22 protein-coding genes and 1 tRNA gene are annotated in these 22334 nt (G+C 72.2%); 11 read left to right on the forward strand and 12 right to left on the reverse strand.

Going from position 1 to position 22334, the window contains the following annotated elements; all coding sequences use genetic code 11:
- Positions 1 to 788: 788 nt before the first annotated feature.
- The 3 genes from scpB to VGD70_RS00710 are packed head-to-tail and all read left to right on the forward strand — an operon-like array spanning position 789 to position 3526.
- Entirely contained in the window at positions 789 to 1634 is an 846-nt protein-coding gene (scpB, locus tag VGD70_RS00700) for an SMC-Scp complex subunit ScpB (RefSeq protein ID WP_331077005.1), read from the forward strand.
- Positions 1624 to 2358, forward strand: a complete 735-nt coding sequence (locus VGD70_RS00705; protein WP_331077006.1) for a pseudouridine synthase — start codon at positions 1624 to 1626, stop codon at positions 2356 to 2358. Before scpB ends, VGD70_RS00705 begins: the two co-directional genes overlap by 11 nt.
- 1 nt (position 2359) lies before the next feature.
- Complete coding sequence (locus VGD70_RS00710) at positions 2360 to 3526, forward strand: DUF1015 family protein (RefSeq protein WP_331077007.1); 1167 nt, start codon at positions 2360 to 2362, stop codon at positions 3524 to 3526.
- Here the strand turns inward: VGD70_RS00710 and VGD70_RS00715 are convergent.
- Together VGD70_RS00715 and VGD70_RS00720 are read right to left on the reverse strand one after the other, a co-directional pair.
- Positions 3500 to 4684 (reverse strand): cation:proton antiporter, encoded by a 1185-nt coding sequence (locus tag VGD70_RS00715; protein WP_331077010.1) that lies wholly within the window; start codon positions 4682 to 4684, stop codon positions 3500 to 3502. The two genes, VGD70_RS00710 and VGD70_RS00715, sit on opposite strands and share 27 nt — an antisense overlap.
- A 6-nt stretch (positions 4685 to 4690) precedes the next feature.
- On the reverse strand, positions 4691 to 5173 hold the full coding sequence (locus tag VGD70_RS00720) for a cation:proton antiporter regulatory subunit (RefSeq protein WP_331077012.1): 483 nt from the start codon (positions 5171 to 5173) through the stop codon (positions 4691 to 4693).
- 92 nt (positions 5174 to 5265) lie between these two features.
- On the opposite strand from VGD70_RS00720, the gene VGD70_RS00725 reads away from it, so the two are divergent.
- Positions 5266 to 6624: a TrpB-like pyridoxal phosphate-dependent enzyme gene (locus VGD70_RS00725; protein WP_331077014.1), complete on the forward strand. Its 1359-nt coding sequence runs from the start codon at positions 5266 to 5268 to the stop codon at positions 6622 to 6624.
- A 27-nt stretch (positions 6625 to 6651) separates the two neighbouring features.
- On the opposite strand, the gene VGD70_RS00730 is transcribed toward VGD70_RS00725, so the two are convergent.
- The 8 genes from VGD70_RS00730 to VGD70_RS00765 are packed head-to-tail and all read right to left on the reverse strand — an operon-like array spanning position 6652 to position 14801.
- The gene (locus VGD70_RS00730; protein WP_331077016.1) at positions 6652 to 7740 is read right to left on the reverse strand and encodes an acyl-CoA dehydrogenase family protein; all 1089 of its coding nucleotides are present in this window, start codon (positions 7738 to 7740) and stop codon (positions 6652 to 6654) included.
- On the reverse strand, positions 7737 to 8141 hold the full coding sequence (locus VGD70_RS00735) for a RidA family protein (RefSeq protein WP_331077018.1): 405 nt from the start codon (positions 8139 to 8141) through the stop codon (positions 7737 to 7739). The genes VGD70_RS00730 and VGD70_RS00735 overlap by 4 nt, the downstream gene beginning before the upstream one ends.
- Positions 8138 to 8965 (reverse strand): enoyl-CoA hydratase family protein, encoded by an 828-nt coding sequence (locus VGD70_RS00740; protein WP_331077020.1) that lies wholly within the window; start codon positions 8963 to 8965, stop codon positions 8138 to 8140. The genes VGD70_RS00735 and VGD70_RS00740 overlap by 4 nt, the downstream gene beginning before the upstream one ends.
- On the reverse strand, positions 8962 to 9651 hold the full coding sequence (locus VGD70_RS00745) for an SDR family oxidoreductase (RefSeq protein ID WP_331077021.1): 690 nt from the start codon (positions 9649 to 9651) through the stop codon (positions 8962 to 8964). The genes VGD70_RS00740 and VGD70_RS00745 overlap by 4 nt, the downstream gene beginning before the upstream one ends.
- A complete protein-coding gene (locus tag VGD70_RS00750; RefSeq protein WP_331077023.1) occupies positions 9648 to 11183 on the reverse strand; it encodes a benzoate-CoA ligase family protein in 1536 nt (511 codons plus the stop codon). The genes VGD70_RS00745 and VGD70_RS00750 overlap by 4 nt, the downstream gene beginning before the upstream one ends.
- On the reverse strand, positions 11183 to 11923 hold the full coding sequence (locus VGD70_RS00755) for a creatininase family protein (protein ID WP_331077025.1): 741 nt from the start codon (positions 11921 to 11923) through the stop codon (positions 11183 to 11185). The genes VGD70_RS00750 and VGD70_RS00755 overlap by 1 nt, the downstream gene beginning before the upstream one ends.
- Entirely contained in the window at positions 11920 to 13974 is a 2055-nt protein-coding gene (locus VGD70_RS00760) for an FAD-dependent monooxygenase (RefSeq protein WP_331077027.1), read from the reverse strand. The genes VGD70_RS00755 and VGD70_RS00760 overlap by 4 nt, the downstream gene beginning before the upstream one ends.
- Complete coding sequence (locus tag VGD70_RS00765) at positions 13974 to 14801, reverse strand: LLM class flavin-dependent oxidoreductase (RefSeq protein WP_331077029.1); 828 nt, start codon at positions 14799 to 14801, stop codon at positions 13974 to 13976. Before VGD70_RS00765 ends, VGD70_RS00760 begins: the two co-directional genes overlap by 1 nt.
- Positions 14802 to 14852: 51 nt before the next feature.
- Here VGD70_RS00765 and VGD70_RS00770 point away from each other — a divergent pair, with 51 nt between their 5' ends.
- From VGD70_RS00770 to VGD70_RS00780, 3 genes are read left to right on the forward strand one after another with little or no spacing between them, the layout of a single operon-like run.
- Entirely contained in the window at positions 14853 to 15668 is an 816-nt protein-coding gene (locus tag VGD70_RS00770) for a PaaX family transcriptional regulator C-terminal domain-containing protein (protein WP_331077031.1), read from the forward strand.
- Positions 15665 to 16471, forward strand: coding sequence for a tryptophan 2,3-dioxygenase (locus VGD70_RS00775; RefSeq protein ID WP_331077034.1), 807 nt, complete (start codon positions 15665 to 15667; stop codon positions 16469 to 16471). The genes VGD70_RS00770 and VGD70_RS00775 overlap by 4 nt, the downstream gene beginning before the upstream one ends.
- A complete protein-coding gene (locus VGD70_RS00780) occupies positions 16468 to 17652 on the forward strand; it encodes a kynureninase (protein WP_331077036.1) in 1185 nt (394 codons plus the stop codon). The genes VGD70_RS00775 and VGD70_RS00780 overlap by 4 nt, the downstream gene beginning before the upstream one ends.
- Position 17653: 1 nt before the next feature.
- Here the strand turns inward: VGD70_RS00780 and VGD70_RS00785 are convergent, their stop codons facing one another.
- Complete coding sequence (locus tag VGD70_RS00785) at positions 17654 to 18205, reverse strand: snapalysin family zinc-dependent metalloprotease (RefSeq protein WP_331077038.1); 552 nt, start codon at positions 18203 to 18205, stop codon at positions 17654 to 17656.
- A gap of 174 nt (positions 18206 to 18379) precedes the next feature.
- Here VGD70_RS00785 and cmk point away from each other — a divergent pair, with 174 nt between their 5' ends.
- The 4 genes from cmk to VGD70_RS00805 all read left to right on the forward strand — a co-directional run bounded on the left by cmk (position 18380) and on the right by VGD70_RS00805 (position 21305).
- Positions 18380 to 19108, forward strand: coding sequence for a (d)CMP kinase (gene cmk / locus VGD70_RS00790; RefSeq protein ID WP_331077040.1), 729 nt, complete (start codon positions 18380 to 18382; stop codon positions 19106 to 19108).
- 9 nt (positions 19109 to 19117) lie between these two features.
- Positions 19118 to 19753 carry a lysophospholipid acyltransferase family protein gene (locus VGD70_RS00795; protein WP_331077042.1) on the forward strand — a complete coding sequence of 212 codons (636 nt, stop codon included), beginning with the start codon at positions 19118 to 19120 and terminating at the stop codon, positions 19751 to 19753.
- A gap of 12 nt (positions 19754 to 19765) precedes the next feature.
- Positions 19766 to 21178, forward strand: coding sequence for a ribosome biogenesis GTPase Der (gene der, locus VGD70_RS00800; protein ID WP_331077044.1), 1413 nt, complete (start codon positions 19766 to 19768; stop codon positions 21176 to 21178).
- A 50-nt stretch (positions 21179 to 21228) separates the two neighbouring features.
- A tRNA-Pro gene (locus tag VGD70_RS00805) sits at positions 21229 to 21305 on the forward strand.
- Positions 21306 to 21889: 584 nt separating this feature from the next.
- Here the strand turns inward: VGD70_RS00805 and VGD70_RS00810 are convergent.
- On the reverse strand, positions 21890 to 22334 hold a 445-nt coding region (locus VGD70_RS00810), incomplete at its 5' end, for a tyrosine-type recombinase/integrase (RefSeq protein WP_331077046.1).

Here is a 22334-nt window from a genome sequence, read left to right on the forward strand (position 1 = left end):
GGCGTGGGCGACGAGGAGGATTACGGGTGAGTTCACCACAGAACCCGCAGGACCTGCGCGACCCGCGCGATCCGGCCTCGGCTGCCGGCTCCCCGGCCAACCGCTCCGCCGACGCGGACCCACCGACGGCCACCGAGCCTGTCCACAACCCGGAGGTCGACGCCCCGGAACTGTCGGTAGGCGCCGGTAGGCTGGAAACCGGGGGCCGGAGGCCAACCCACTCCGCGGAAGCCCCGCCCGAGCCGAAGACCCCAGCCACGCCACAGGCCGCCGACTCGCCCGCGGAAGCGGTCGCTGAGGCGACCTCGGCGGATGCTGATCCACCCACGGAGGTGGCTGGCAAGTCCCCAGCCACGCCGGCGGATGCCGACCGGCCTACCGAGCTGACCGCCGAGCTGGCCGCCGAATCTCCGGCCACGCCCGCGGATGCCGACCCACCCACCGACGTGATCTCGGCGGAGCAGCCCGAGCCTCCGATCGAACCGGCTGGTAGCGAGCCCGCCGATGCCGACCCGCCGACCGACCTGGCCGCCGAGACGGCCGTCGAGTCGCCGGCTGCGCCAGAGGACGGCGACCGACCCATCGATCTGGCCGTCGAGTCGCCGGCCACGTCGGCGGATGGCGACCAATCCGCAGACCTGGCCGATGAGGCGGGCACGGAGTCCCCCGCTGCATCGGCGGATACCGATTCGCCCACCGACCTGGCCGCCGAATCTCCGGCCGGGTCGGCAGATGCCGATCCGCCGACCGACCTGGCGGAGGAGCGGCCCGAGCCTCCGATCGAATCGATGGGTAGCGAGCCCGCCGAGGCCGATCCGCCCACCCAGGCCGCCGAAGGCGAGACGACCGCCGACCCCGCCGACCCCGCCGAACCCACCGAGGTCGCCGACCCCACCGACCCCACCGACCCCGCCGACCCCACCGAGGTCGCCGACCTCGCCGAACCCGCCGACCTCGCCGACCTCGCCGAAGCCACCGACGCGGCCGAAGTCACCGGCCTCGCCGAACCCACCGGGGCCGAGCCCGCGGACGCCGATCCCCCCACCGAGGCCCTCGACGAGTCCCCGGACGAGAGAGCCGAGGAACTGCCCGAGCTCTCCGAGGGCGAGCTCGAGAAGGCACTCGAGGCGCTCCTCCTCGTCGTCGACTCGCCTGTCGAGGAGGACGTGCTCGCCGCCGCGCTCGGGACGTCGGTCGAGCGGGTCACCGAGTCGCTGCTGCGGGTGGCCGGGCAGCTCGCCGCCGACGAGCGCGGGTTCGACCTGCGGCGGGCCGGCGGCGGCTGGCGGTACTACACCCGCGACAAGTACGCGCCCTACGTCGAGAAGATGCTGCTCGACGGCCAGCGCGCCAAGCTCACCCGCGCCGCCCTCGAGACGCTCGCCGTCATCGCCTACCGGCAGCCCGTTACGCGCGCGCGCGTCGCGGCCGTCCGCGGGGTCAACTGTGACGGCGTCATCCGTACGCTCCTCGCGCGAGGGCTGGTCGAGGAGACCGGCACCGACCTGGAGACAGGCGGATTTCTCTACCGCACCACCGAACTGTTCCTCGAGCGCCTCGGCCTGTCCACTTTGGACGATCTACCGCCGATCGCGCCGCTGCTGCCGGAAGTGGACTCGATCGATGACATCTGACGACGGAATCCGGCTCCAGAAAGTCCTCGCCCAAGCGGGCGTGGCCTCCCGGCGCGCCGCCGAGGAGCTGATCGCCGCGGGGCGGGTCAGCGTGGACGGCAAGGTGGTCAACGAGTTCGGCCGCCGCGTCGACCCCGACACCGCGGTCATCCACGTCGACGGCGTCCGCGTCGTCGTCCGCAACGACCTCGTGTACCTCGCGCTCAACAAGCCACGCGGCGTCCACTCCACCATGTCCGACGACCGCGGCCGCCCCTGCGTCGGCGACTACGTCCGCGACCGCACGGAACGCCTCTTCCACGTCGGCCGGCTCGACGCCGACACCGAGGGCCTGCTGCTCCTCACCAACGACGGCGACCTCGCCCACCGCCTCATGCACCCGTCGTTCGTGGTGCTCAAGACCTACCTCGCCGAGGTCAACGGTCCCATCCCGCGCACGATCGGCCGCCAGCTGCGCGACGGCATCGAGCTCGAGGACGGCCCGGTCGCGGTCGACGCCTTCCGGGTCGTCGACTCCTCCGGCGGGCGGGCGCTGGTGGAGGTCGTCCTGCACGAGGGCCGCAACCACATCGTCCGGCGGCTGCTCGCCGAGGTCGGCCACCCGGTGCGCAACCTCGTCCGCACCCAGATCGCCGACGTCCGGCTCGGCGGCCAGCGCTCGGGCTCGCTGCGTGCCCTCAACCGGCCCGAGATCGGCTCACTCTTCGCCGCCGTCGACCTCTGACATGAGCTGGGTCGGGCCGATCGACCGCGGCTGGGTCGTGCGTCACGAGGTGCCCGGCCCGGACGTGGACGAGTTCGCCGAGCCCGACCGGATCATCGACGCGCTCGGCCGGCGCACCACCGACACGCTGCTCGCCGTCCAGCATCCACATCGGACACCGGCGGCCCGCGCCGAGGGCCTCGGCCTGCTCGACGCGCTGCCCACCGCGCGCGCCACGCTGTCCGTGTTGCTGCGCAAGGACTACCGGGCGGTCACCGACGTCGTCGCACCGTACGAAGTGGACGGTCCGGATGGGACGGCGTGCGGGTTGCTGTGCATGGTCGACCCGGCCGCCGTCGACGCCGACGGGATCGGCCGGGTACGGCACAGCGAGGAGATCTACCCGGAGGTCGTCGCCGAGCGGGCCGAGGTGCTCGCCGGGCTGGGCTACGCGACGAGCGCGGCCATGCTCGTGCCGGTGGGGGAGCAGGACACGCTCACCGCCGCGGTCCGCCGCACGATCGCGCACCGGCCACCCGAGGTGTCCACTGTGGACTCCAACGGCCGGCGGCACCGGCTGTGGCTCCTCGGCCCCGGCCCGGCCCGCGACGACGTGCTGGCCGAGGTGGCCGCGCACCCGCTGATGGTGGCCGACGGCAACCACCGGGTCGCCGCCGCGGCCGCCGCCGGGCTCAGCGGCCTGCTCGCGCTCGTCACGGCGGGCCCGCGGCTGCGGATCGGCGCGTTCCACCGGGTGCTCATGGGCACCGACCTCGACGCGGCCACACTTCGCGATCTGTGGCGCGGCCACGGCCTCACCGTCCACGAGGTCGACCACGCCGCCCCGCCGGAGCACCCGGGCACGGTCGTGGCCCGCTGCCCGGCCGGAACCCTGGTGGTCGAGCTCCCGACGGGAGGCATCGACCACGCCGCCGTGGAGGACCTGCTCATCCGCGACGCGCTCGGCATCGACCCCGAGGGCCCGCACGTCCGCCCGCTGGCCGGCGACCGCCCGCCACCTCCCGACGCGGACGCCGTGCTGCTGCTGGCTCCCGTGCCGCTCGCCGACGTCCTGGCCGTCCACGCGGCCGGCCGGCGGATGCCCCGCAAGAGCACCTACTTCACCCCGAAGCCCCGCAGCGGCCTGCTGCTGGCGGAGCTGTCAGGCGGGCGCGGTCCGCGGCCGTAGCCGGGCCTGCGCCGCGCGCATCACCGGCTCGACGGCCCGCGCGGCGAGCGGCCCGAACACCGCCATGATCAGCACATAGGCCGTGGCCAGCGCCGCTAGCTGGTGGTCGACCGCGCCGGCGGACACCGCGAGCCCCGCGATGACGATCGAGAACTCGCCGCGGGCCACCAGGGCCGCGCCGGCGCGGGCCCGGCCCATCTTCGCTATGCCCTGGCGCTTCGCCGCCCACCAGCCGGTGACCACCTTGGTGACGGTGGTGGCCACGGCCAGCGCCAGCGCCGCGCCGAGCACCGGCGGGATCGTGCTCGGCACCGTGTTGAGCCCGAACACCACGAAGAACATCGCCGCGAACAGGTCCCGCAGGGGCTCCAGCATCCGGGTGGCGTTCTCCGCCGTCGACCCCGAGATCGCGATGCCGAGCAGGAACGCGCCGACCGCGGCCGACACCTGCAGCTGCTGCGCGACGCCCGCGACCAGCAGCGCGGCACCCAGCACGCGCAGCAGGAACACCTCGGGACTCTTGCTGTCCACGATGGCCGACACGTACCGGCCGAACTTCAGCGCCAGGACCAGCACCAGGGTGACCACGACGAGTGAGATGGCGGTGGCGGACAGCCCGCCGAGCAGCGTCGCGCCGGCCAGCACGCCGGTGAGAATGGGCAGGTAGATGGCCATCGCGAGGTCCTCGAACACGAGGATCGACAGCACCACCGGGGTCTCCCGGTTGCCCAGCCGCCCCAGGTCGCCGAGCACCTTCGCGATGATCCCCGAGGACGAGATGTAGGTGACGCCACCCATCGCGAGCGCGCCGACCGGCCCCCAGCCGAGGATCAGCGCCACGGCCACGCCCGGCGTCGCGTTGAGCACGAGGTCGACGAGCCCCGCCGGCCACGACCGGCGCAGGCCCGTGACCAGCTCGGCCGCCGAGTATTCCAGGCCCAGCAGCAGGAGCAGCAGGATGACGCCGATCTCCCCGGCGAGCGAGGTGAAGTCCGCGATGCCGCCGAGCGGGAGCAGCCCACCGTGGCCGAACGCGAGGCCGCCGAGCAGGTAGAACGGGATGGGCGAGATGCCGATCCGCCACGCCACCCGGCCGAGCACACCGAGGCCGAAGAAGATGGCACCGAGCTCGATGAGCGCGACCGCCGAGCCGTGCACGGGCCCTTATCCGCGGTCGAGGACGTCCGCCGCTTTGGCGAGCCCCTCGGTGGTACCGACGGCGATCAGGGCGTCGCCGCCGCCGAGGACGAAGTCGGGTCGCGGCGACGGGTGCACGGTGCCCGCGCGCACCACCGCCACCACGGAGACCGCGGTGCGGGAGCGCAGCTGGGTGTCACCGAGCGTGCGGCCGTCGAACGGCGAGCCGTGCAGCAGCGACAGCTGCTTGGTGTGCACGCCGGTGAGGCCCTCGTTCTCCTTGCGCAGGTCGGCGACCAGTTGTGGCGCGCCGAGCAGGCCGGCGAGCGCGCTGGCCTCCTCGACCGACAGCGGGATGGACGCGGTACAGGCGTCCGGGTCGTCCTGCCGGGAGATGATGAGCTCGAAGCGACCGTCCCGGTACGTGATCACTCCGATACGGCGTCCCGCGCGGGCCACGAAGTCCTGACGCGTGCCGATCCCAGGAAGGGGGGTCACCTCGACATTCACCACGTCAGGGTAACGACCTGAACGGGCCCTTTTCTTCCCGGGACGGCCGGTCCTAACGTTGTGTCGCTCGCGTTGCCGATCAAGGAGCCACGATGGCCGGCCGTACCAAGTTCCTCCTCGACGAGTCCGACATGCCAACCAGTTGGTACAACGTGGTGGCCGACCTGCCGGAGCCGCCGCCCCCGCCACTGCACCCCGGCACGGGCGAGCCGGTCGGGCCCGAGGATCTGGCACCGCTATTTCCTCTGGCGCTGATCGCGCAGGAGGTCAGCGCGGAGCGATACATCCCGATCCCGGACGAGGTGCAGGAGGTCTACCGGCTGTGGCGGCCGTCGCCGCTGTACCGGGCGCACCGGTTGGAGAAGGCACTCGGCACGCCCGCGCGGATCTACTACAAGTACGAGGGCGTGAGTCCGGTCGGCTCGCACAAGCCGAACACGGCGGTGCCGCAGGCGTTCTACAACGCGGCCGAGGGCGTCACCAAGCTGACGACGGAGACGGGTGCCGGTCAGTGGGGGAGCGCGCTGGCGTTCGCGTGCGCCCAGTTCGGTCTCGAGTGTGAGGTCTGGCAGGTCCGCGCGTCGTACGACCAGAAGCCGTACCGCAAGATCATGATGGAGACCTTCGGCGCGACGGTCCACCCGAGCCCGTCGAAGCTGACCAACTCCGGACGCGCGATCCTCGAGGCCCACCCGGACTCGACGGGCAGCCTGGGCATAGCGATCAGCGAGGCGGTCGAGATGGCCGCGGGCAACCCGGATGCCAGGTATGCGCTGGGCAGCGTGCTCAATCACGTGCTCCTCCACCAGACGATCATCGGCGAGGAGGCCATCCGCCAGTTCGAGCTGGCCGGCGACACTCCCGATGTGATCGTCGGCTGCACCGGCGGCGGCTCCAACTTCGGCGGCCTGGTGTTCCCGTTCCTCCGCGAGAAGCTGGCGGGCCGCATCGACCCGCACATCCGCGCGGTGGAGCCGGCCGCGTGCCCGTCGCTGACGCGCGGCAAGTACACCTACGACTTCGGCGACACGGCAGGCCTCACGCCGCTGCTGAAGATGCACACGCTGGGCCACGAGTTCATCCCGGACCCCATCCACGCGGGCGGCCTGCGGTACCACGGGATGTCGCCGCTGCTGTCGCACATAGTGGAGCTGGGCCTGGTGGATGCGGTGGCGATCCCCCAGAACGAGTGCTTCGCGGCAGGCGTCCGCTTCGCGAGGGCGGAGGGCATCGTCCCGGCCCCGGAGCCGACCCACGCGTTGGCGGAGTGCGTGCGGGAGGCGTTGCGCTGCAAGGAAACGGGGGAGGAGAAGGTCATCCTGACGGCCCTGTGCGGTCACGCCCACCTGGACCTGCCTGCGTACGCGAGCTACCTGGCGGGCGACATGGTGGACAGGGAGCTGTCGGACGAGGAACTGACGGAGGCGATGACCACGATCCCGGCCCGCTGATCTCGCGGGTTTCCGCGCTCAGCGGTATCAGCGGTAGAGGTGGCGGGCGATGATCTCGCGCTGGATCTCGCTCGCCCCCTCATAGATCCGCGGCGCCCGGACCTCCCGGTACAGGTGCTCCAGCAGATGCCCCTGCTCGAGAGCCCGGGCCCCGTGTACCTGAATAGCCACATCGACGGCAACTTGCGCAGTCTCGGTAGCGAACAACTTGGCCATGGCAGACAGGTGACCGGTACGACCGCCGGCGTCATAGGAGGCGGCGGCGTCGTGCACGAGAAGCCGGGCGGCATGCAACCGGGTGGCCACGTCGGCGAGCTGGTGCGACACCGCCTGGAACGAGCGCAACGGCCGCCCGAACGCCTCCCGAGAACCCGTGTAGGCGACAGCGGCATCCAAGGCGGCCTGTCCCATCCCGAGAGCGAACGCCCCGACGCTCGGCCGGAACATGTCCAGCGTCCGCATCGCGACCTTCCACCCGCCGTCCACGTCGCCCAGCACGGCCGACGACGGCACGAACACGTCGTCGAAGACAAGCCGCCCAATGGGATGCGGCGACACCAGGACCTGCCGACTTCCGCCCAATCCCGTCCCGGGCACGGCAAAAGCGGTGATCCCCCGCGACCCGTTGTCACTCGTCCGCGCGAACACCGTGTACACCGCCGCGTCCGGCGCGTTGGAGATGAACGCCTTCTCCCCGGACAGCCGATACCCGGACCCATCCGGCACCGCCGACAGCGCAAGCGAAGCCGCATCGGAACCCGCGGAAGGCTCGGTGAGCGCGAACCCCACGGCCACCTCCCCGGCGGCGATCCGCGGAATCCACTCCTCGACCACTGCCGGCTGCCCGGCCAGCAGAATCGGGTACGCCCCCAACCCCTGGAGAGCGAACGCGGTCTCCGCCTCCGTGCAGTGGCGCGCCAGCCCCTCCCGGATCAGGCACAACGCCATCGCGGACGTGGGCGCGTACCCGGCACCGTCCCGCCGGAAGATCTCGCCCAGCAAGCCCTCCGACGCGAGCGCCTCGAGCAACGCCAGGTTGACCTCACCGGGCTTGCCGGCCGCGGCGATGGGCGACAGCGTGCGGGCGACCGACTCGGCGCGCTCCAGCAGGCTCATGCCGGAATCACCGCCGTCCCGACCAGCTCGACCTTCGCCGCGTCGTCGAACAGCGCGGCCACGCCGAGCAGCGCGACCGCGGGGTAGTGGCGGCCGAAGTGCTTGCGCCACAACGGACCCAGCTCCCGCAGCGCCGACCGGTACTCGGCCACCGACGTCGTGTAGATGATCAGCGACACCAGCTGGTCCGGCGCCGAGCCGGCCGCGGCCAGCGCGGTGGCGACGTTCCCGGCGGCGACGTCGAACTGCTCCACGATGGTCGATCCGACGATCGCGCCGTCCGGGCCCTGCGCGGTCTGCCCACCCAGGTACACCGTCCGGCCGGGGGTGGCCACCACGGCGTGCGCGAACCCGACGGGCTCGGCGAGCCCCGCCGCGGTGACGATCTCGTGTGGACTCACTGGCCCCTCCACTGTGGACGGCGGCCGGCGGACCACGCGGCGTAGAACTCGGCGTGGTCGTCGGTTTTCATCAGCAGCGCCTGGGTCATCGCCTCGAGCTCGATGGCGCTGCCCAGGTCCATGTCCAGCTCGCGGGTGAGCAGCACCTTCGTGGTCGAGTACGCGAGCGCCGGCCCGTCCGCGAGCCGCCGCGCCAGCGCCTCGGTCGCGGCGGCCAGCTCGTCGTCGGGCACCACGGACGTGGCCAGGCCGATCCGGTCCGCGTGCGCCGCGTCGACCTTGTCGCCGAGGATCAGCAGCTCGGTGGCCCGGCCGAGCCCGACCAGCCGCGGCAGCAGGTACGCCGAGCCCATGTCCGCGCCGGCCAGGCCGACCTTGGTGAACAGGAACGCGAATGACGCCGACGACGCCAGCAGCCGGAAGTCGCTCGCCAGCGCGATCACCGAGCCGGCGCCGGCCGCGATGCCGTTGACCGACGCGATCACCGGGAGCGGGCACTCCCGCAGTGCCTTCACCACCGCGCCCGTCATCCGGGTGAACTCCAGCAGCTGCGCGGGCGCCATCTTCTGCAGCTCGCCGATGATCTCCTCGACGTCGCCGCCGGAGCAGAACCCGCGACCCCGGCCGGCCAGCACGACCACCCGCACGTCACCGCGGTGCGGCAGCTCGGCGAGGATGTCCCGCAGGTCGGCGTAGACGTCGAAGGTGAGCGCGTTCAGCTTGTCCGGCCGGGCGAACGTCACCGTGGCGACCCCGTCGGCGACCGCGAAGTCGAAGTGCTTCCAGTCCTCGGTGAAACCCGGCGACGCCCTGAATGGGCTCATGCTTGGATCCCTCCTCCGTCCAGGACGATCGTCTGGCCGTTGATCGCGCCCGCCTCCGGTGCGGCGAGGAACGCGACGGCGAACGCGACCTCCTCGGGTTCGAGCAGCCGGCCGAGCGGTGCCATCGCCGCGAGCGACGCCTCGCTGTCCTCTTCGGACCGTCCGGTCCGCTCGACGATCCGCGCCACGGAGCGGGCGGTCATGTCGGTGCGCACGAACGTGGGGCAGACGGCGTTCGCGGTGACACCGGTGCCCGCGACCTCGGCGGCGACCGTGCGCATCAGGCCGACGGCCGCGTGCTTGGACGCGGTGTACCCGGCGGTGTAGGGCCGGCCGACGTGCGCGGCGGTGGAGGCGACCGTGACGATCCGGCCGCGATCCCGTTCCCGCATGCCGGGCAGCACGGCCCGCGTGCAGAGGAACGCGCCGGTCGCGTTCACCTCCAGCTGCGCGCGCCAGTCGTCCACCGTGGTCCGGTGCACCGGCGCGCTCGTGGCGATGCCGGCGTTGTTCACCAGCACGTCGACCTCGATCGAGACGAGCACGTCGGCCACCGCGTCCTCGTTGGTGACGTCGAGGTCCACGTGGTTGAGCGCCACGACCCGGTCGCCGCTGTCGGTGAACCGCTGGGCGATCGCCGCGCCGATTCCCTTGGTGCCGCCGGTGATGACGACGAGGCGGCTCATGACAGCGTCCGCAACGCGCGCCGGTCGAGCTTGCCGTTGCTGGTGCGCGGCAGCTCGGCGACGAACACGATCTCGTGTGGACGTTTGTGCCCGGACAGCCGCGCGCCGACGTACTCGCGGAGCTCGGCGGCGGAGCCGTCGATCCCGTCGCGCAGCACCACGTAGGCGCGGGTGCGGACCAGCCCGTCGGACTCCTGCCCGACCACCCCACACTCGACGACGTCCGGGTGGCCGATCAGGCAGTGCTCGATCTCGCTCGGCGCCACCCAGATCCCGCCGACCTTCAGCAGGTCGTCGGCGCGGCCGTGGTAGGTGAAGAACCCGTCGACGTCCCGGCTGAACAGGTCTCCCGTGTGGACGGTGTCGCCGCGGAAGGTGGCCGCCGACTTCTCCGGGTCCTGCCAGTATTCCTTCGCGACCGTCCCGCCGGTGACCTCCAGCGTGCCGATCTCGCCGTCCGGCACCTCGGCGCCGTCGTCGCCGACCGCCCGGGCGGTGTAGCCGGGGACCGCCTGCCCGCAGCTGCCCTGGCGGGCCGCGCCGGGCCGGTTGGAGATGTAGATGTGGTAGGCCTCCGACGAGCCGATGCCATCCACGACCTCGACGCCGAACGCGGCGTCCCACTTGCGGTGCAGCTCGGCCGGCAGCGCCTCGCCGGCCGAGGTGCACAGGCGCAGGCAGCTGAGGTCCTGTGTGGACGCTTCGGGGTGGGCGACCATCGCGCTCATCATCGTCGGCACGTTGACCAGGATCGTCGGCCGGTCCCGGGCGATCAACCCGAAGATCCGCTCGGCGGTCGTGCGCTCGGGGAACGCGATGCCGGCGCCCCCGACGCCGAACGGGTAGAGCGCGGCGAGGTCGCGGGCGTAGCCGAAGAACAGCTTGGGAACCGGCAGGACGATGTCGGTCGGGCCGAGGTCGAGCACGCCGCGTGCGTAGCCGTCGTGGCTGAGCACCGGGCTCGCGGCGGTGTGCACGCACGCCTTGGGCGCGCCGGTACTGCCGGTGGTGAACTTCCAGATCGCGACGTCGTCCTTTGTGGTCGGCGCGGTGTCCACTGTGTCTGGTGCCTGGCCGGCGAGCGTGGCGAGGTCGTGCTCGCCGGCGCGGAGGGCGGCCTCGCCGACGACCAGCAGCCGGTGCTTCGCGGTGGCGGCCTCGCGCATCCGGTCCAGCGTCACCGGATCGACCACGACGACCTCGGCGCCGGTGTAGTCGAGGAAGTAGCGGTAGTCCTTGGCCGGCAGGAACGTGTAGACCTCGGCGGTGACCGCGCCGATCTTCTGCGCCGCGTACCAGGTGGCGACGAACTCGACGCCGTCGGACAGCGCCAGCAGCACCCGGTCGCCGCGCCGCACGCCCAGCTCGAGCAGGACGTTGGCGATGCGGTTCACCCGCGCGGCGAGCTCGGCGTAGGTGGTGGGGCCGGTCGCGGTGAGCAGCGCGGTCCGGGCGCCGCGGCCCTCGGCGAGGTTGCGGTCGACGAAGTAGTCGGCGAGGTTGAGCCGCTCGGGGAGGTCCTCGTACCGCATCAGCCGCGCCCCACTTCCCGGATCAGCTCGACGAGCAGGTCGGTCAGGGTGTCGAAAGTGGACGTTCCCTCGGCGGCGGTGGCGCCGGCCGGGGCGCCGCAGTAGGCGCGGTCCATGCCCATCTCGACGAAGTCCGTGCGCCCGGCGGACATGGCCGCGGGCAGGTCGACGGTCACCGGCGGCAGCTCGCGCATCGCGGTCGTGTCGACGAGGTCGGGGCGGTCGGCGAGCACCAGCGAGGTCTCGTACTGGCCGGCGTGGCAGGAGCCGGACCGGAACTCGTCGGTCAGCCGGGCCACGTTGGCGCGCCGGAGCAGGTCGAGATACGCGACCCCGGCTTCCGCGGTGGCGGCGCGCAGGGCGGTGACGTGGGCGGGCTCGAAGTGGTTGTTCACCACGACGATCCGCTCGAACCCCTGCCCGGCGAGCGCCCGGCAGACGTCGACGACCAGCGCGCGCAGGGTGTCCGGGCGGATCGAGACGGCGCCGGGGAAGGCGGCCCCGAAGTCTGTGACGCCGTAGTTGAGCGCGGGCAGGACGAGGACCTCCAGGTCGGGGTCGCCGGCGAGCCGGTCCGCGGCCCGCGCGCACATGCCGGTGGAGATGAGCCGGTCGGTGCCGAGCGGGGCATGCGGCCCGTGCGGCTCGACCGCGCCGACGGGCAGGAGGAGCACGGGGGCGCGCGGCCCGGCGAGGAGCGCGGCGACCTGGGGGGAGGTGAGGTGGCTGAAGGCGGTCATGACACCGCCTCCAGGGGTGTCGGCGGTGGCTCGAACACGCACAGGTCCGCCCGGCCCGCGGCGACGATCGTGTTCAGCTCGTCCGGGGTGGTCAGGTAGCCGCCGACCAGCGTGGGCACGTCGGCCTCGTTGCGGATGCGGTCCGACAGCGTCGTCAGGTAGCCGCGGCGGTACTCCGGCCGCGCGCTCGCCGTCGTCTGCCCGGCCCGCACGTGCACCAGGTCCACCCCGTGCGCCGCCATCGCGCGCGCGTGCTCGATGCCGTCCTCGATCGTCAGGCCGCCGGGGGCCCAGTCGGTCGCCGTGAGGCGCACGGTCAGCAGCTTCGGCCACACCGCACGCACCGCGTCCACAACGGACAGCGGGAACCGCGGCCGGTCCGTGCCGTGCTCGTCGGACCGGCGGTTCGTCAGCGGCGACAGGAAGCTCGCCAGCAGGTACCCGTCCGCCAGATCGAGCTCCAGCGCGTCGAACCCGGCCGCCAGCGCCCGCGAGGCCGCCGCGACGAAGTCGGACCGCACCCGGGACATGTCGGCCGAAGTCAGCTCCCGCGGCACCGAACCGAACGGCGCGTACCGCAGCGGCGACGCCGACAACAGCGGCCACCCGTCCCGCAGCGCGACGTCCACACCGGACTCCCGCACCGCGCCACGCCGGCCGGCGTGGCCGAGCCGCACGCCCACCAGCGCCCCGGCGTCGTGCACCTTGTCCACCACCGGCGCCCACGACTCGTCGAGGACCGGGCACGACCGCGTGGTCCGCCCGTCATCGCTCACCGCCACGAACCCCGTCAGCACGAGGCCGGCGCCGGCACGGGCCGCGTCCGCCAGGTCACCACCCGCGCGCACCACCCGGTTCCGCACGGTCAGCCCACCGATCCGCAGCGGCGCGAACATCGGGGGAGCGGCCACCGCACCCGGCGGGACCGCGGAACCGGCGGCGGCGAACCACGCGTCCAGCACCCGGATGAGCTGCGGGTCGCGCTGGGTGAGGTTCGCGTGGCTGATCCGCCCGCTTCGGGTGAGGAGGTTGAACGCGAACTGGATCGGCTCGAGCCCGGTGTAGTGCCCGACCCGGCCGAAGTACGCCGCGCTGTCCCCGGCGGCCTGCTGGAACCGCTCGACCACCGGCTGCCGCTCGAGCTCGTAGTCCACCAGCGCCTGCTCGACGCTGCCCGGGTGCCGCACGAAGCTGTTGGCCAGCGCGATCGCGTCCTCCATCGCGAGCTTCGTGCCCGAGCCGATCGAGAAGTGCGCGGTGTGCGCCGAGTCGCCGACCAGCACCACGTTGCCGTCGTGCCAGTCGGCGTTGCGCACCAAGGGAAAGTCCAGCCAGACCGACCGGTTCGACATCAGCCGGTGACCGTCCAGATCGGACGCGAACAACGCCGAGCAGAACTCGATGCTCTCCTTCTCCGACATCGCGTCCAGCCCGGCACGCCGCCAGGTCCGCTCGGTCGTCTCCACGATGAACGTGCTGGTGTGCTCGTCGAACGGGTACGCGTGCACCTGGAACAGTCCGTGCTCGGTCTCCTTGAAGATGAACGTGAACGCGTCCAGCACGAGGTCCGTGCCGAACCACACGTACTTGCACCCCTGCGGCTCCGACGACGTCCCGAACGCGCCGGACCGCCGCAGCGTGCTGTTGGCCCCGTCCGCCGCCACCACCAGGTCCGCTGGCTCCACAGTGGACACCTCGACGCCGAACCGCAGGTCGACGCCGAGGGCACGGGCGCGGCGCTGCAGGATGTCCAGCAGGTGCGTCCGCTTGATCGCGGAGAACGTGTGCCCGGTCGAGCGCAGCGTCTGCCCGCGGTACCGGATGTCGATCGAGGTCCACCGGGCGAACGAGTCGGTGATCTCCAGGTAGGTCGCGTAGTCCGCGTCCCGCAGTGCGCCCAGCGTCTCCTCGGAGAACACCACGCCCCAGCCGAACGTCGCGTCCGCGGCGTTGCGCTCCAGGACGGTGACCTCGTGGCCCGGGTCCGCCTTCTTCAGCAGGATCGCCAGGTACAACCCCGACGGCCCGGCGCCCACCACGGTGACGCGCACTACGCCAGCACCTCGGCCAGCCGCTCGAGGTCGTCGAGGTCGCCGGCCGTGGGGTAGAGGATCAGCTCGTCGCAGCCCTCCGCCTCGTAGCCGCGCACGAAGTCCTTCACCGCACGCGCCGACGTGAGGTTGCCGGCCGCGATCTTCTCCGCGAACGGGCCGGTGAACGCGTAGTAGTCACGCAGGTAGGCACATCCCCGATCGGGCTCCCCGAGAGCGAAGTAGCCCTGCCCCCACAGCGCCGGCTCGCCCGGCCGCTCCAGGTCCCGCCACGCGGCCCGGGCCCGGGTCGCCGCCGAGCCGAACGCCCGCGGCGGGCCGCCGCCGTGCGCGTAGCCGTCGGCGTAGCGGGCCATCCGCGCGAACGCGGCCCCGCTCGACCCGCCGACCAGCAGCTCGATCGGCGGCCGCGCCGGGCCGATGCCCGAGTCGTCGAGCCGGCCACGCAGGTAGGCGAGCTGCTCGGACAGCGCCGCGCCGCGCGTGCGCCGGTCCACCCCGGCCGCCTCGTAGTCGTCGCGCCGGGCGCCGACGCCGAGGCCGAGGGTGAACCGTCCGTCCGAGAGCGCGTCGACGGACACCGCCTGCTTGGCCAGCATCGCCGGACCGCGCAGCGGGCCGATCGCGATGTTGGTGGCCAGCCGCACCCGCTCGGTGACCGCGGCCGCCGCGGCCAGCGCGGCGAACGGCTCGATGCTGTCGTAGACCAGCCGGTCCAGCACCGCGACCGTGGCGAACGGGCCCGCGTCCGCCCGCCGGGCCCACTCCACGAGCAGCGCCCCGGACGTTCCCGGAATCGTGTTGGGGAGCCCGATGCCGACCTTCACCGGAAACACATTACGGTTGACCGCGCTGAGGCGTCAACTATGCTCGCGGGCATGGTCAACGTGCTGCGCGGGTTCGAACCGGCCCCGCAGGATCTCGTGCTGAGCCTGCTCGGCGCCCACCACGTCCCGCGCGAGCACGGTGCGGTGTGGTCGGGCGGGCTGGTGCGGCTGCTCGAGGAGTTCGGCTTCTCCGCCGGCGCCGCCCGGGTGGCGCTGAACCGCCTGGTCGGGCGCGGGCTCCTGGACAGGAGCAAGGACGGCCGGCACGTGCACTACGCGCTGACCCCGCGCACGGTCGCGGTGCTCGCCGAGGGCGACCGCCGGATCTTCACGCTCGGCGAGTTCCCCCGCGAGGAGACCACGTGGACCGTGCTGTGGCACTCGATCCCGGAGGACCGCAGGCTCGCCCGCACCCGGCTGGTGCGCCGGCTCCGCTTCCTCGGCTTCGGCTCCGTGCAGGACGGGACCTGGCTCGCCCCGCACGACCGCGAGGACGAGGTCGCGGCGCTGCTGGCCGAGCTCGACGTCACCGCGCACGCCGGCGTCCTGCTCGGCCGGCCCGCGACCGCGATCGACTTCGCGACCTTCGTCGCCCGCGTGTGGGACCTCGACGACCTCGCCGAGCGGTACCGCGCGTTCGTCGAGAACTTCCGCGGCCGCGAGGTCGCCGACGACCGGCAGGCGCTGCTGCTGCGCACCCGGCTCGTCCACACGTTCCGGGAGTTCCCCTTCCTCGACCCGGAGCTGCCGGCGGACCTGGTGCCCGCACCGACGCACAGGGCGGAGGCCCTCCGGCTGTTCCACGATCTGTACCCGGCACTGGCGCCGGCGGCCCAGCGCTACTTCGATGAGGTGACCATGCCATGACCGACCAGCAAGCCAGTGGCAAGTCCGCGGCCCTGACCTACACCTCCTACCTCGCCTTGGACGAGATCCTCGCCGCCCAGCGGCCGCGCTCCGACGAGCACGACGAGATGCTGTTCATCGTCATCCACCAGGTGTACGAGCTGTGGTTCAAGCAGCTGCTGCACGAGCTCGACCTCCTGCAGCGCAAGCTGGCGAAGGTCGACACCGCCCACTCGGTCCGGACGCTGCGCCGGGCGCTGACCATCCTCAAGGTCGTGGTCGCGCAGATCGACGTGCTCGAGACCATGACCCCGCGCCAGTTCACGAGCTTCCGGGAGCGGCTGGACGCGGCGAGCGGGTTCCAGTCCGGGCAGTTCCGCGAGCTCGAGGCCGTGCTCGGCCGGCGCGACGGCCGGATGCTCAAGCCCTACGCCGAGGGCAGCACCGCGCACGACCGGATCACCGCGGCGATGTCGCGCCCGTCGCTGTTCGATTCGTTCCTGGCCTACCTCGCCGGCAGCGGCTACGACATCTCCGCCACCCACCTGAACCGGGACGTGGGCGAGCAGTGGGAGGCCGCCGACGACGTCCGGCAGGTGCTGGCGCAGGTCTACCGCGACGACGCCGGACCGTCCACTGTGGCCGATCTGCTCGTGGACCTGGACGAGGGCATGCAGGAGTGGCGCTACCGGCACGTGAAGATGGTCGAGCGGACCATCGGCAGCAAGGCCGGCACCGGCGGCTCGGCGGGCGCGGAGTACCTGCGCTCGACGCTGTTCCACTCGGTGTTCCCCGACCTGTGGGCCGTGCGGAGCGATCTGTGACCACAGTGGACTCTCTGCGCCGGTCGCCGAACGCGCTGGCCCACCACTACGGCCGGTTCGACGTGGCCAACCGGCTGCTGCTCACCGGGCACTCGCACCAGGCGTGGCCGGATGTCGCGCTGCACGGCCAGATCGAGGCGTTCACCGACGCCGCCGCGGCCGTCGACCAGAAGTGGGACCTGGCGTTCGCGAAGGCCGACGCCGTGCGGGCCGGGTTCCGCGCGCTGCTGGACGATCCCGACGGGGACCTCGCGCTCGGCGCGTCCACCCACGACCTCGTGATCCGCTTCCTGTCCGGTGTGGACCTTCCGCGCCGGCCGCGGCTGGTCACGTCGGACGGGGAGTTTCACACGCTGCGCCGCCAGCTCGCCCGGCTGGCCGAGGAGGGCGTCGAGGTCGTGCGGGTGCCCGCCTCGCCGGTCTCCTCGCTCGCCGAGCGGCTGGCCGCGGCGATCGACGGGCGGACGGCCGCGGTGCTGGTGTCGTCGGTGCTGTTCCAGACCTCGCGGATCGTGCCGGACCTCGGCGCGCTGGCCGCGGCGTGTGAGCGCGGGGGAGTGGAGCTGCTCGTCGACGCCTACCACGCGCTCGGCGTGGTGCCGTTCTCCGTGCGCGCGCAAGGGCTCGGGTCCGCGTGGGTCACCGGCGGCGGCTACAAGTACCTCCAGCTCGGCGAGGGCAACTGCTTCCTGCGCCTGCCCCCGCACGCCGCCTCGCTGCGGCCGGTGGTGACCGGGTGGTTCGCCGAGTTCGACGAGCTCGCCGCGAAGGCGTCCGGCCTGGTCGGCTACGCGCCCGGCGGCTCGCGGTTCGCCGGCTCCACCTACGACCCGACGAGCCACTACCGGGCCGCGCGGGTGCTCGAGTTCTTCGCCGCCCAAGGGCTGACGCCCGCGTTCCTGCGGGAGGTGTCGCAGCACCAGACCGGCCTGCTGGTCTCGCTGTTCGACGCGCTCGACGCGCCGCCGAAGGTCATCTCGCTGGACCGGTCCGCGCCGCGCTCGGCCTACGGCGGGTTCGTGGCGTTCGCGTCGCCGCGGGCCGGTGAGCTGCAACGCAAGCTCGCCGAGCGTGGCGTGCTCACCGACAGCCGGGGCAACCATCTGCGGTTCGGCCCCGCGCCGTACCTGTCGGACGAGCAGCTGGCGACGGCGATCGCCACGCTCGGCGAGCTGCTGTGACTCAGCCGACGACGACCTTGCCGGTGTCCGCGAGCCTGGCCGCGCTGCGGTAGTTGCTCTGCACCCCGGAGATCTCGGCCGCGTTGGGGTTCGGGTTGGTGCAGGACACGCCCGCCGAGCTGCCCGACATCAGGCTGGAGCACGGCCCCGGCTTGCGGTCGGGCAGGCCGAGGGTGTGGCCGAACTCGTGCGCGGCGATGCGGACCACGGCGTAGCCGTCGTTGACCGCCTGCCGGCCCATCCAGACCGTGCCGCTGCCGCCGGGACGGACCGGGCCGAGCGTCGCGCGGGGCCAGCCGTCGTCGGCGATGACCGTGACGTCGGCGCGGGTGCCGGGCGCCGCGCGCACGATCCGCACGTTCGTCACGGAGCTGTTCCAGATGGCCACGCCTTGCGCGACCGCGTCGACGAACTCCGCGGCGCGACTGTCGTTGTAGGTGATGGTCACCGCGGTGATGCCGACATCCGCACTGGCCCTCGGCGTCGTGCTGGTCGTGGTCCCGACCAGCGTCAGCGCCAGGGCGAGCAGGGTGATCACTGTGCGTCTGAGCATCGTTACCTCCTGTCATGTGTCGTTTCGGATGCTAGGGCCCAGGTCGCGGCGCCCGGATCCGCTGTTAGTGGGGAGATCCGACGTCACCAGTTGCCAGCTGCGGCCTGATCGCCCGGGGCGGGAGGACACCAGGCACAATGGAGATGGGCAGGTCGGACCTGAGGAGGCACCGCGGTGGTTGAGGGCGAGCTGCGTGGCGTGATCGCGCTGGACGGCCCGTCGGGAACCGGGAAGTCCACGGTGGCGCGCCGGTTGGCCACCATCCTGGGTGCCGGCTATCTGGACACGGGTGCGATGTTCCGCACCGTCACGCTCGCCGTGCTGCGGGCGGGTGTCGACCCCACCGACGAGGACGCCGTGGCGCGCGTCGCGGAGGGCGTCGACCTGCGGATCAGCACCGACCCGGTACACCAGGAGGTCCTGCTCGGCGACGAGAACGTGGGCGCGGAGATCCGCGGCCCGGCGGTCACGCTCGCCGTGTCGGCGGTCTCGGCGGTGCCGCGGGTGCGGGAACTGCTCAAGCAGCACCAGTGGCGGCTCATCGACGAGGTGTCCTCCTCCTGCGGCGGGATCGTGGTCGAGGGTCGCGACATCGGCACGGCCATCGCGCCGGACGCCGCGCTCAAGGTCTTCCTCACCGCGTCCTCCGACGCCCGGGCCGCGCGGCGCACCCGCCAGGACGCGGCCGAGGGCCGGGTGTCCACGTTGGACGCCACGAAGCAGGACGTCGAGCGGCGGGACAAGCTGGACTCCGGCCGCGTGGCGTCGCCGCTGCAGCCGGCCGACGACGCGGTCTGGCTGGACACCACGCACCTGGACGTCGCCGGGGTGCTGGACCAGATCCTGGCCATTGTGGACGAGCGTGACCTGCGCGGGGTGGCTGCCGGCCCTGGCCGGTGGTGAGGTCTGGTGTTGCCCGAGGACGCCCGGCCGGGCCTGCATGACCTTGCCCGGTGGATCGCGCGGTGGGTGTACCGACCGGCGTACAGGATCCGCGTGCGGGGCGTGTCGAACGTGCCGCGTACCGGCCCGGTCGTGCTCGTCGCGAACCACAGCACGTTGATCGAGCCGGGGGTCATCTTCGGAATGCTGCCGCGCCGGTCGGTGTTCCTGGTGAAGAGTGAGCTCGCCCGCGGCGCGCTCGGCTGGGGTCTCACGCGGATCGGTCAGCTGATGGTGCGTCGCGGCGAGGCCGACCGGGCGGCGCTGATGGAGGCCGTGCGGATCCTGCGTGACGGCGGCCTGCTCGGCGTTTTTCCCGAGGGCACAAGGGGATCGGGTGACGTGGCGCGGGCCGAGCAGGGGGCGGCGTGGCTCGTCCGGACCACCGACGCGGTGGTGCTGCCGGTGGCGACGCGCGGCACGCTGCGGCCACCGGGGAGCCGCCGGCGGTTCCGGCCTAAGCTGGACGTTCTGGTCGGCGAGCCGTTTCGCCTGACCGTCCAACGGGGACGGTCCGGCCTCGGCGAGGCGACCGAGGAGATTCGGCGGCGCCTGGCTGAGCTCGTGCGTGAGTTGGATGAGCAGCGCGCTGCCGCTGTGCGATGAGAAATGACGGACATGACTGAGCTGGATGGCACCTGGGCCGAGGAGTCCGACTGGACTGCGATCGACGAGGAGTTCGGCCACCCCGATGAGGACGGTGGGCAGCCGCCGCAGCCGGTTCTCGCGGTGGTCGGGCGGCCGAACGTGGGCAAGTCGACCCTGGTGAACCGCATCATCGGCCGCCGCGAGGCGGTCGTGCAGGACAAGCCCGGCGTCACCCGCGACCGCGTGGCGTACGACGCGCTGTGGAGCGGCCGCCGGTTCACCGTTGTGGACACGGGCGGCTGGGACCCGAAGGCCGAGGGGCTGCAGGCGTCGGTCACCGAACAGGCCGAGCTGGCGATGATGACCGCCGACGCCGTCCTGCTGGTCGTCGACGCCACGGTCGGCGCCACCACCACGGACGAGGCGGCCGCGCGGGTCCTCCGCCGGTCGAAGAAGCCGGTCCTGCTGGCCGCCAACAAGGTCGACGACGACCGCCTGCTCGCTGACACGGCGTCCCTCTGGTCCCTGGGCCTGGGCGAGCCGCACCCGGTGTCGGCGCTGCACGGCCGCAACTCCGGCGACCTGCTCGATGCGGTGTTGCACGCGCTCCCCGAGACCCCCCGCGAATCGTTCGGCGAGTCCCGAGGTCCCCGCCGGGTAGCGCTGGTCGGCAAGCCGAACGTGGGCAAGTCGTCGCTGCTCAACCGCTTGACCGGCGAGAACAGGGCGGTAGTGGACGCGGTAGCCGGCACGACGGTCGACCCGGTCGACTCCCTGGTCGAGCTCGATGGTGAGACCTGGCAGTTCGTCGACACGGCGGGCCTGCGCAAACGCGTGAAGACGGCCTCCGGGATGGAGTACTACGCGTCGCTACGCACCCGGGCCGCCATCGAGTCGGCCGAGGTCGCGATCGTGTTGCTGGACGCGTCCGAGCCGATCACCGAGCAGGACCTCCGAGTGCTGACGATGGTGGTCGACGCGGGCCGCGCCTGTGTCCTGGCCTTCAACAAGTGGGACCTGGTGGACGAGGACCGCCGCCACCAACTGACCCGCGAGCTCGATCGGGGCCTGGTCCGCCTCCCCTGGGCGGAGCGCATCAACGTGTCGGCCCTCACCGGCCGCTCGGTCCGCAAGCTCGCGCCGGCGCTCCGGACGGCCCTCGCCTCCTGGGACCAGCGCGTGTCCACGGGCCAGCTGAACTCCTGGCTGGCCGACCTCATAGCCGCCACCCCACCCCCCGTCCGCAGCGGCAAGCAACCGAAGATCCTGTTCGCGACGCAGGCCCAGACCCGCCCCCCCACGCTGATCCTCTTCACGAGCGGCTTCCTGGAGGCCGGCTACCGCCGCTTCATCGAGAGGCGCTTCCGAGAGCAGTTCGGCTTCGTGGGCACCCCGATCCGCATCTCGGTCCGCGTGAGGGAGAAGCGCCCCCGCAAGAGCTGACCGGGAGGCTGCGCTAAGCTGTCCGGGCATCCAGCGGTTGGGGATGTGGCCGGGCTGTGGCGCAGTTTGGTAGCGCACTTGACTGGGGGTCAAGGGGTCGCAGGTTCGAATCCTGTCAGCCCGACCAACGAGAAGGGCCGTCTACGCAGGTAGGCGGCCCTTTCGGCGCCCTTGACAGACCCCTTCGGACAAGATCGACAACTGGCCAAATCCACATCTTGTCCACATGAGGTTCAGAGCTGGGTTGGCTGATCTGCTGTTGCGGGCACGGGTGATCGCGATCGGTTCACGAACGGGGACAAACGTTCGCGCCGGCGACCGGGAGCGTAAGGGGTCGATCGCAAAGTCCCGGGCCGAGAGGTTCCAGCAGCCGCTTCGGCGCCCAGAACGCGGGGGCCAGCACAGGCCACCATGTAGCTTGAGTTCGGCCGGACCGACGTCGGCCCGGCACTCGCGGCAACAGTTTGCAGTCAAGGTCGCTGCCTCGTCCGCCTCGGTGGACTCGGTAGGTGCCTCCCATAGTGTGCGGTCGACACCGGATGAGCCGCGGTCGACACGGAGGCGCGTAGCCGGTCCCAACTCTGGTGGGATCGCCGATGCGCGATGATCCGCCACCCCATGGGCCGATCGTCGACCCGCTGGCCTCATCGTGGCTGGTACTGGACATCTTGGTCGCCTGACATCGCATGTGCCCAAGGACGCGCGGCCTGGTTAGGCGGCGTCCTGGAGGGCTTTGCGCCGGTTGCGATCCAGCGCGGAGGCAACTTCGTCGAGGCGGTCAGGGAAGAGGTGGCCGTAGATGTCGAGAGTCATGGACGCGTCTTTGTGACCGAGCATGGTCTGGATGACCTTGACGTCGGCGCCGGCCGCGATCGCGAGGGAGGCGGCGGTGTGGCGGAGCTTGTGCGGGGTGAGGCCGGGGAGGTTGAACCCGGCGGCGGTGATGGCGGGGTTGAACTCGCGGGTGCGCCAGTTGTTGGCTCGCAGTGATTGGCCGCGGCGGGTGAGGAACAGCAGGTCGTCGTCATCTCGGCCGGCGATGAGCGCTGCCAACTCGGGGCACAGAAACTCGGGGATGGGGACAGTGCGGGGTTTGCCGTTCTTGGGGAGTCCTTCGTGCTGGACACCGCCGAGCTCGTAGAAAGTGCCGGCTACG

Origin of the sequence: Actinophytocola sp. (genome assembly GCF_036402745.1) — a bacterium.
Taxonomy (GTDB): Bacteria; Actinomycetota; Actinomycetes; order Mycobacteriales; family Pseudonocardiaceae; genus Actinophytocola.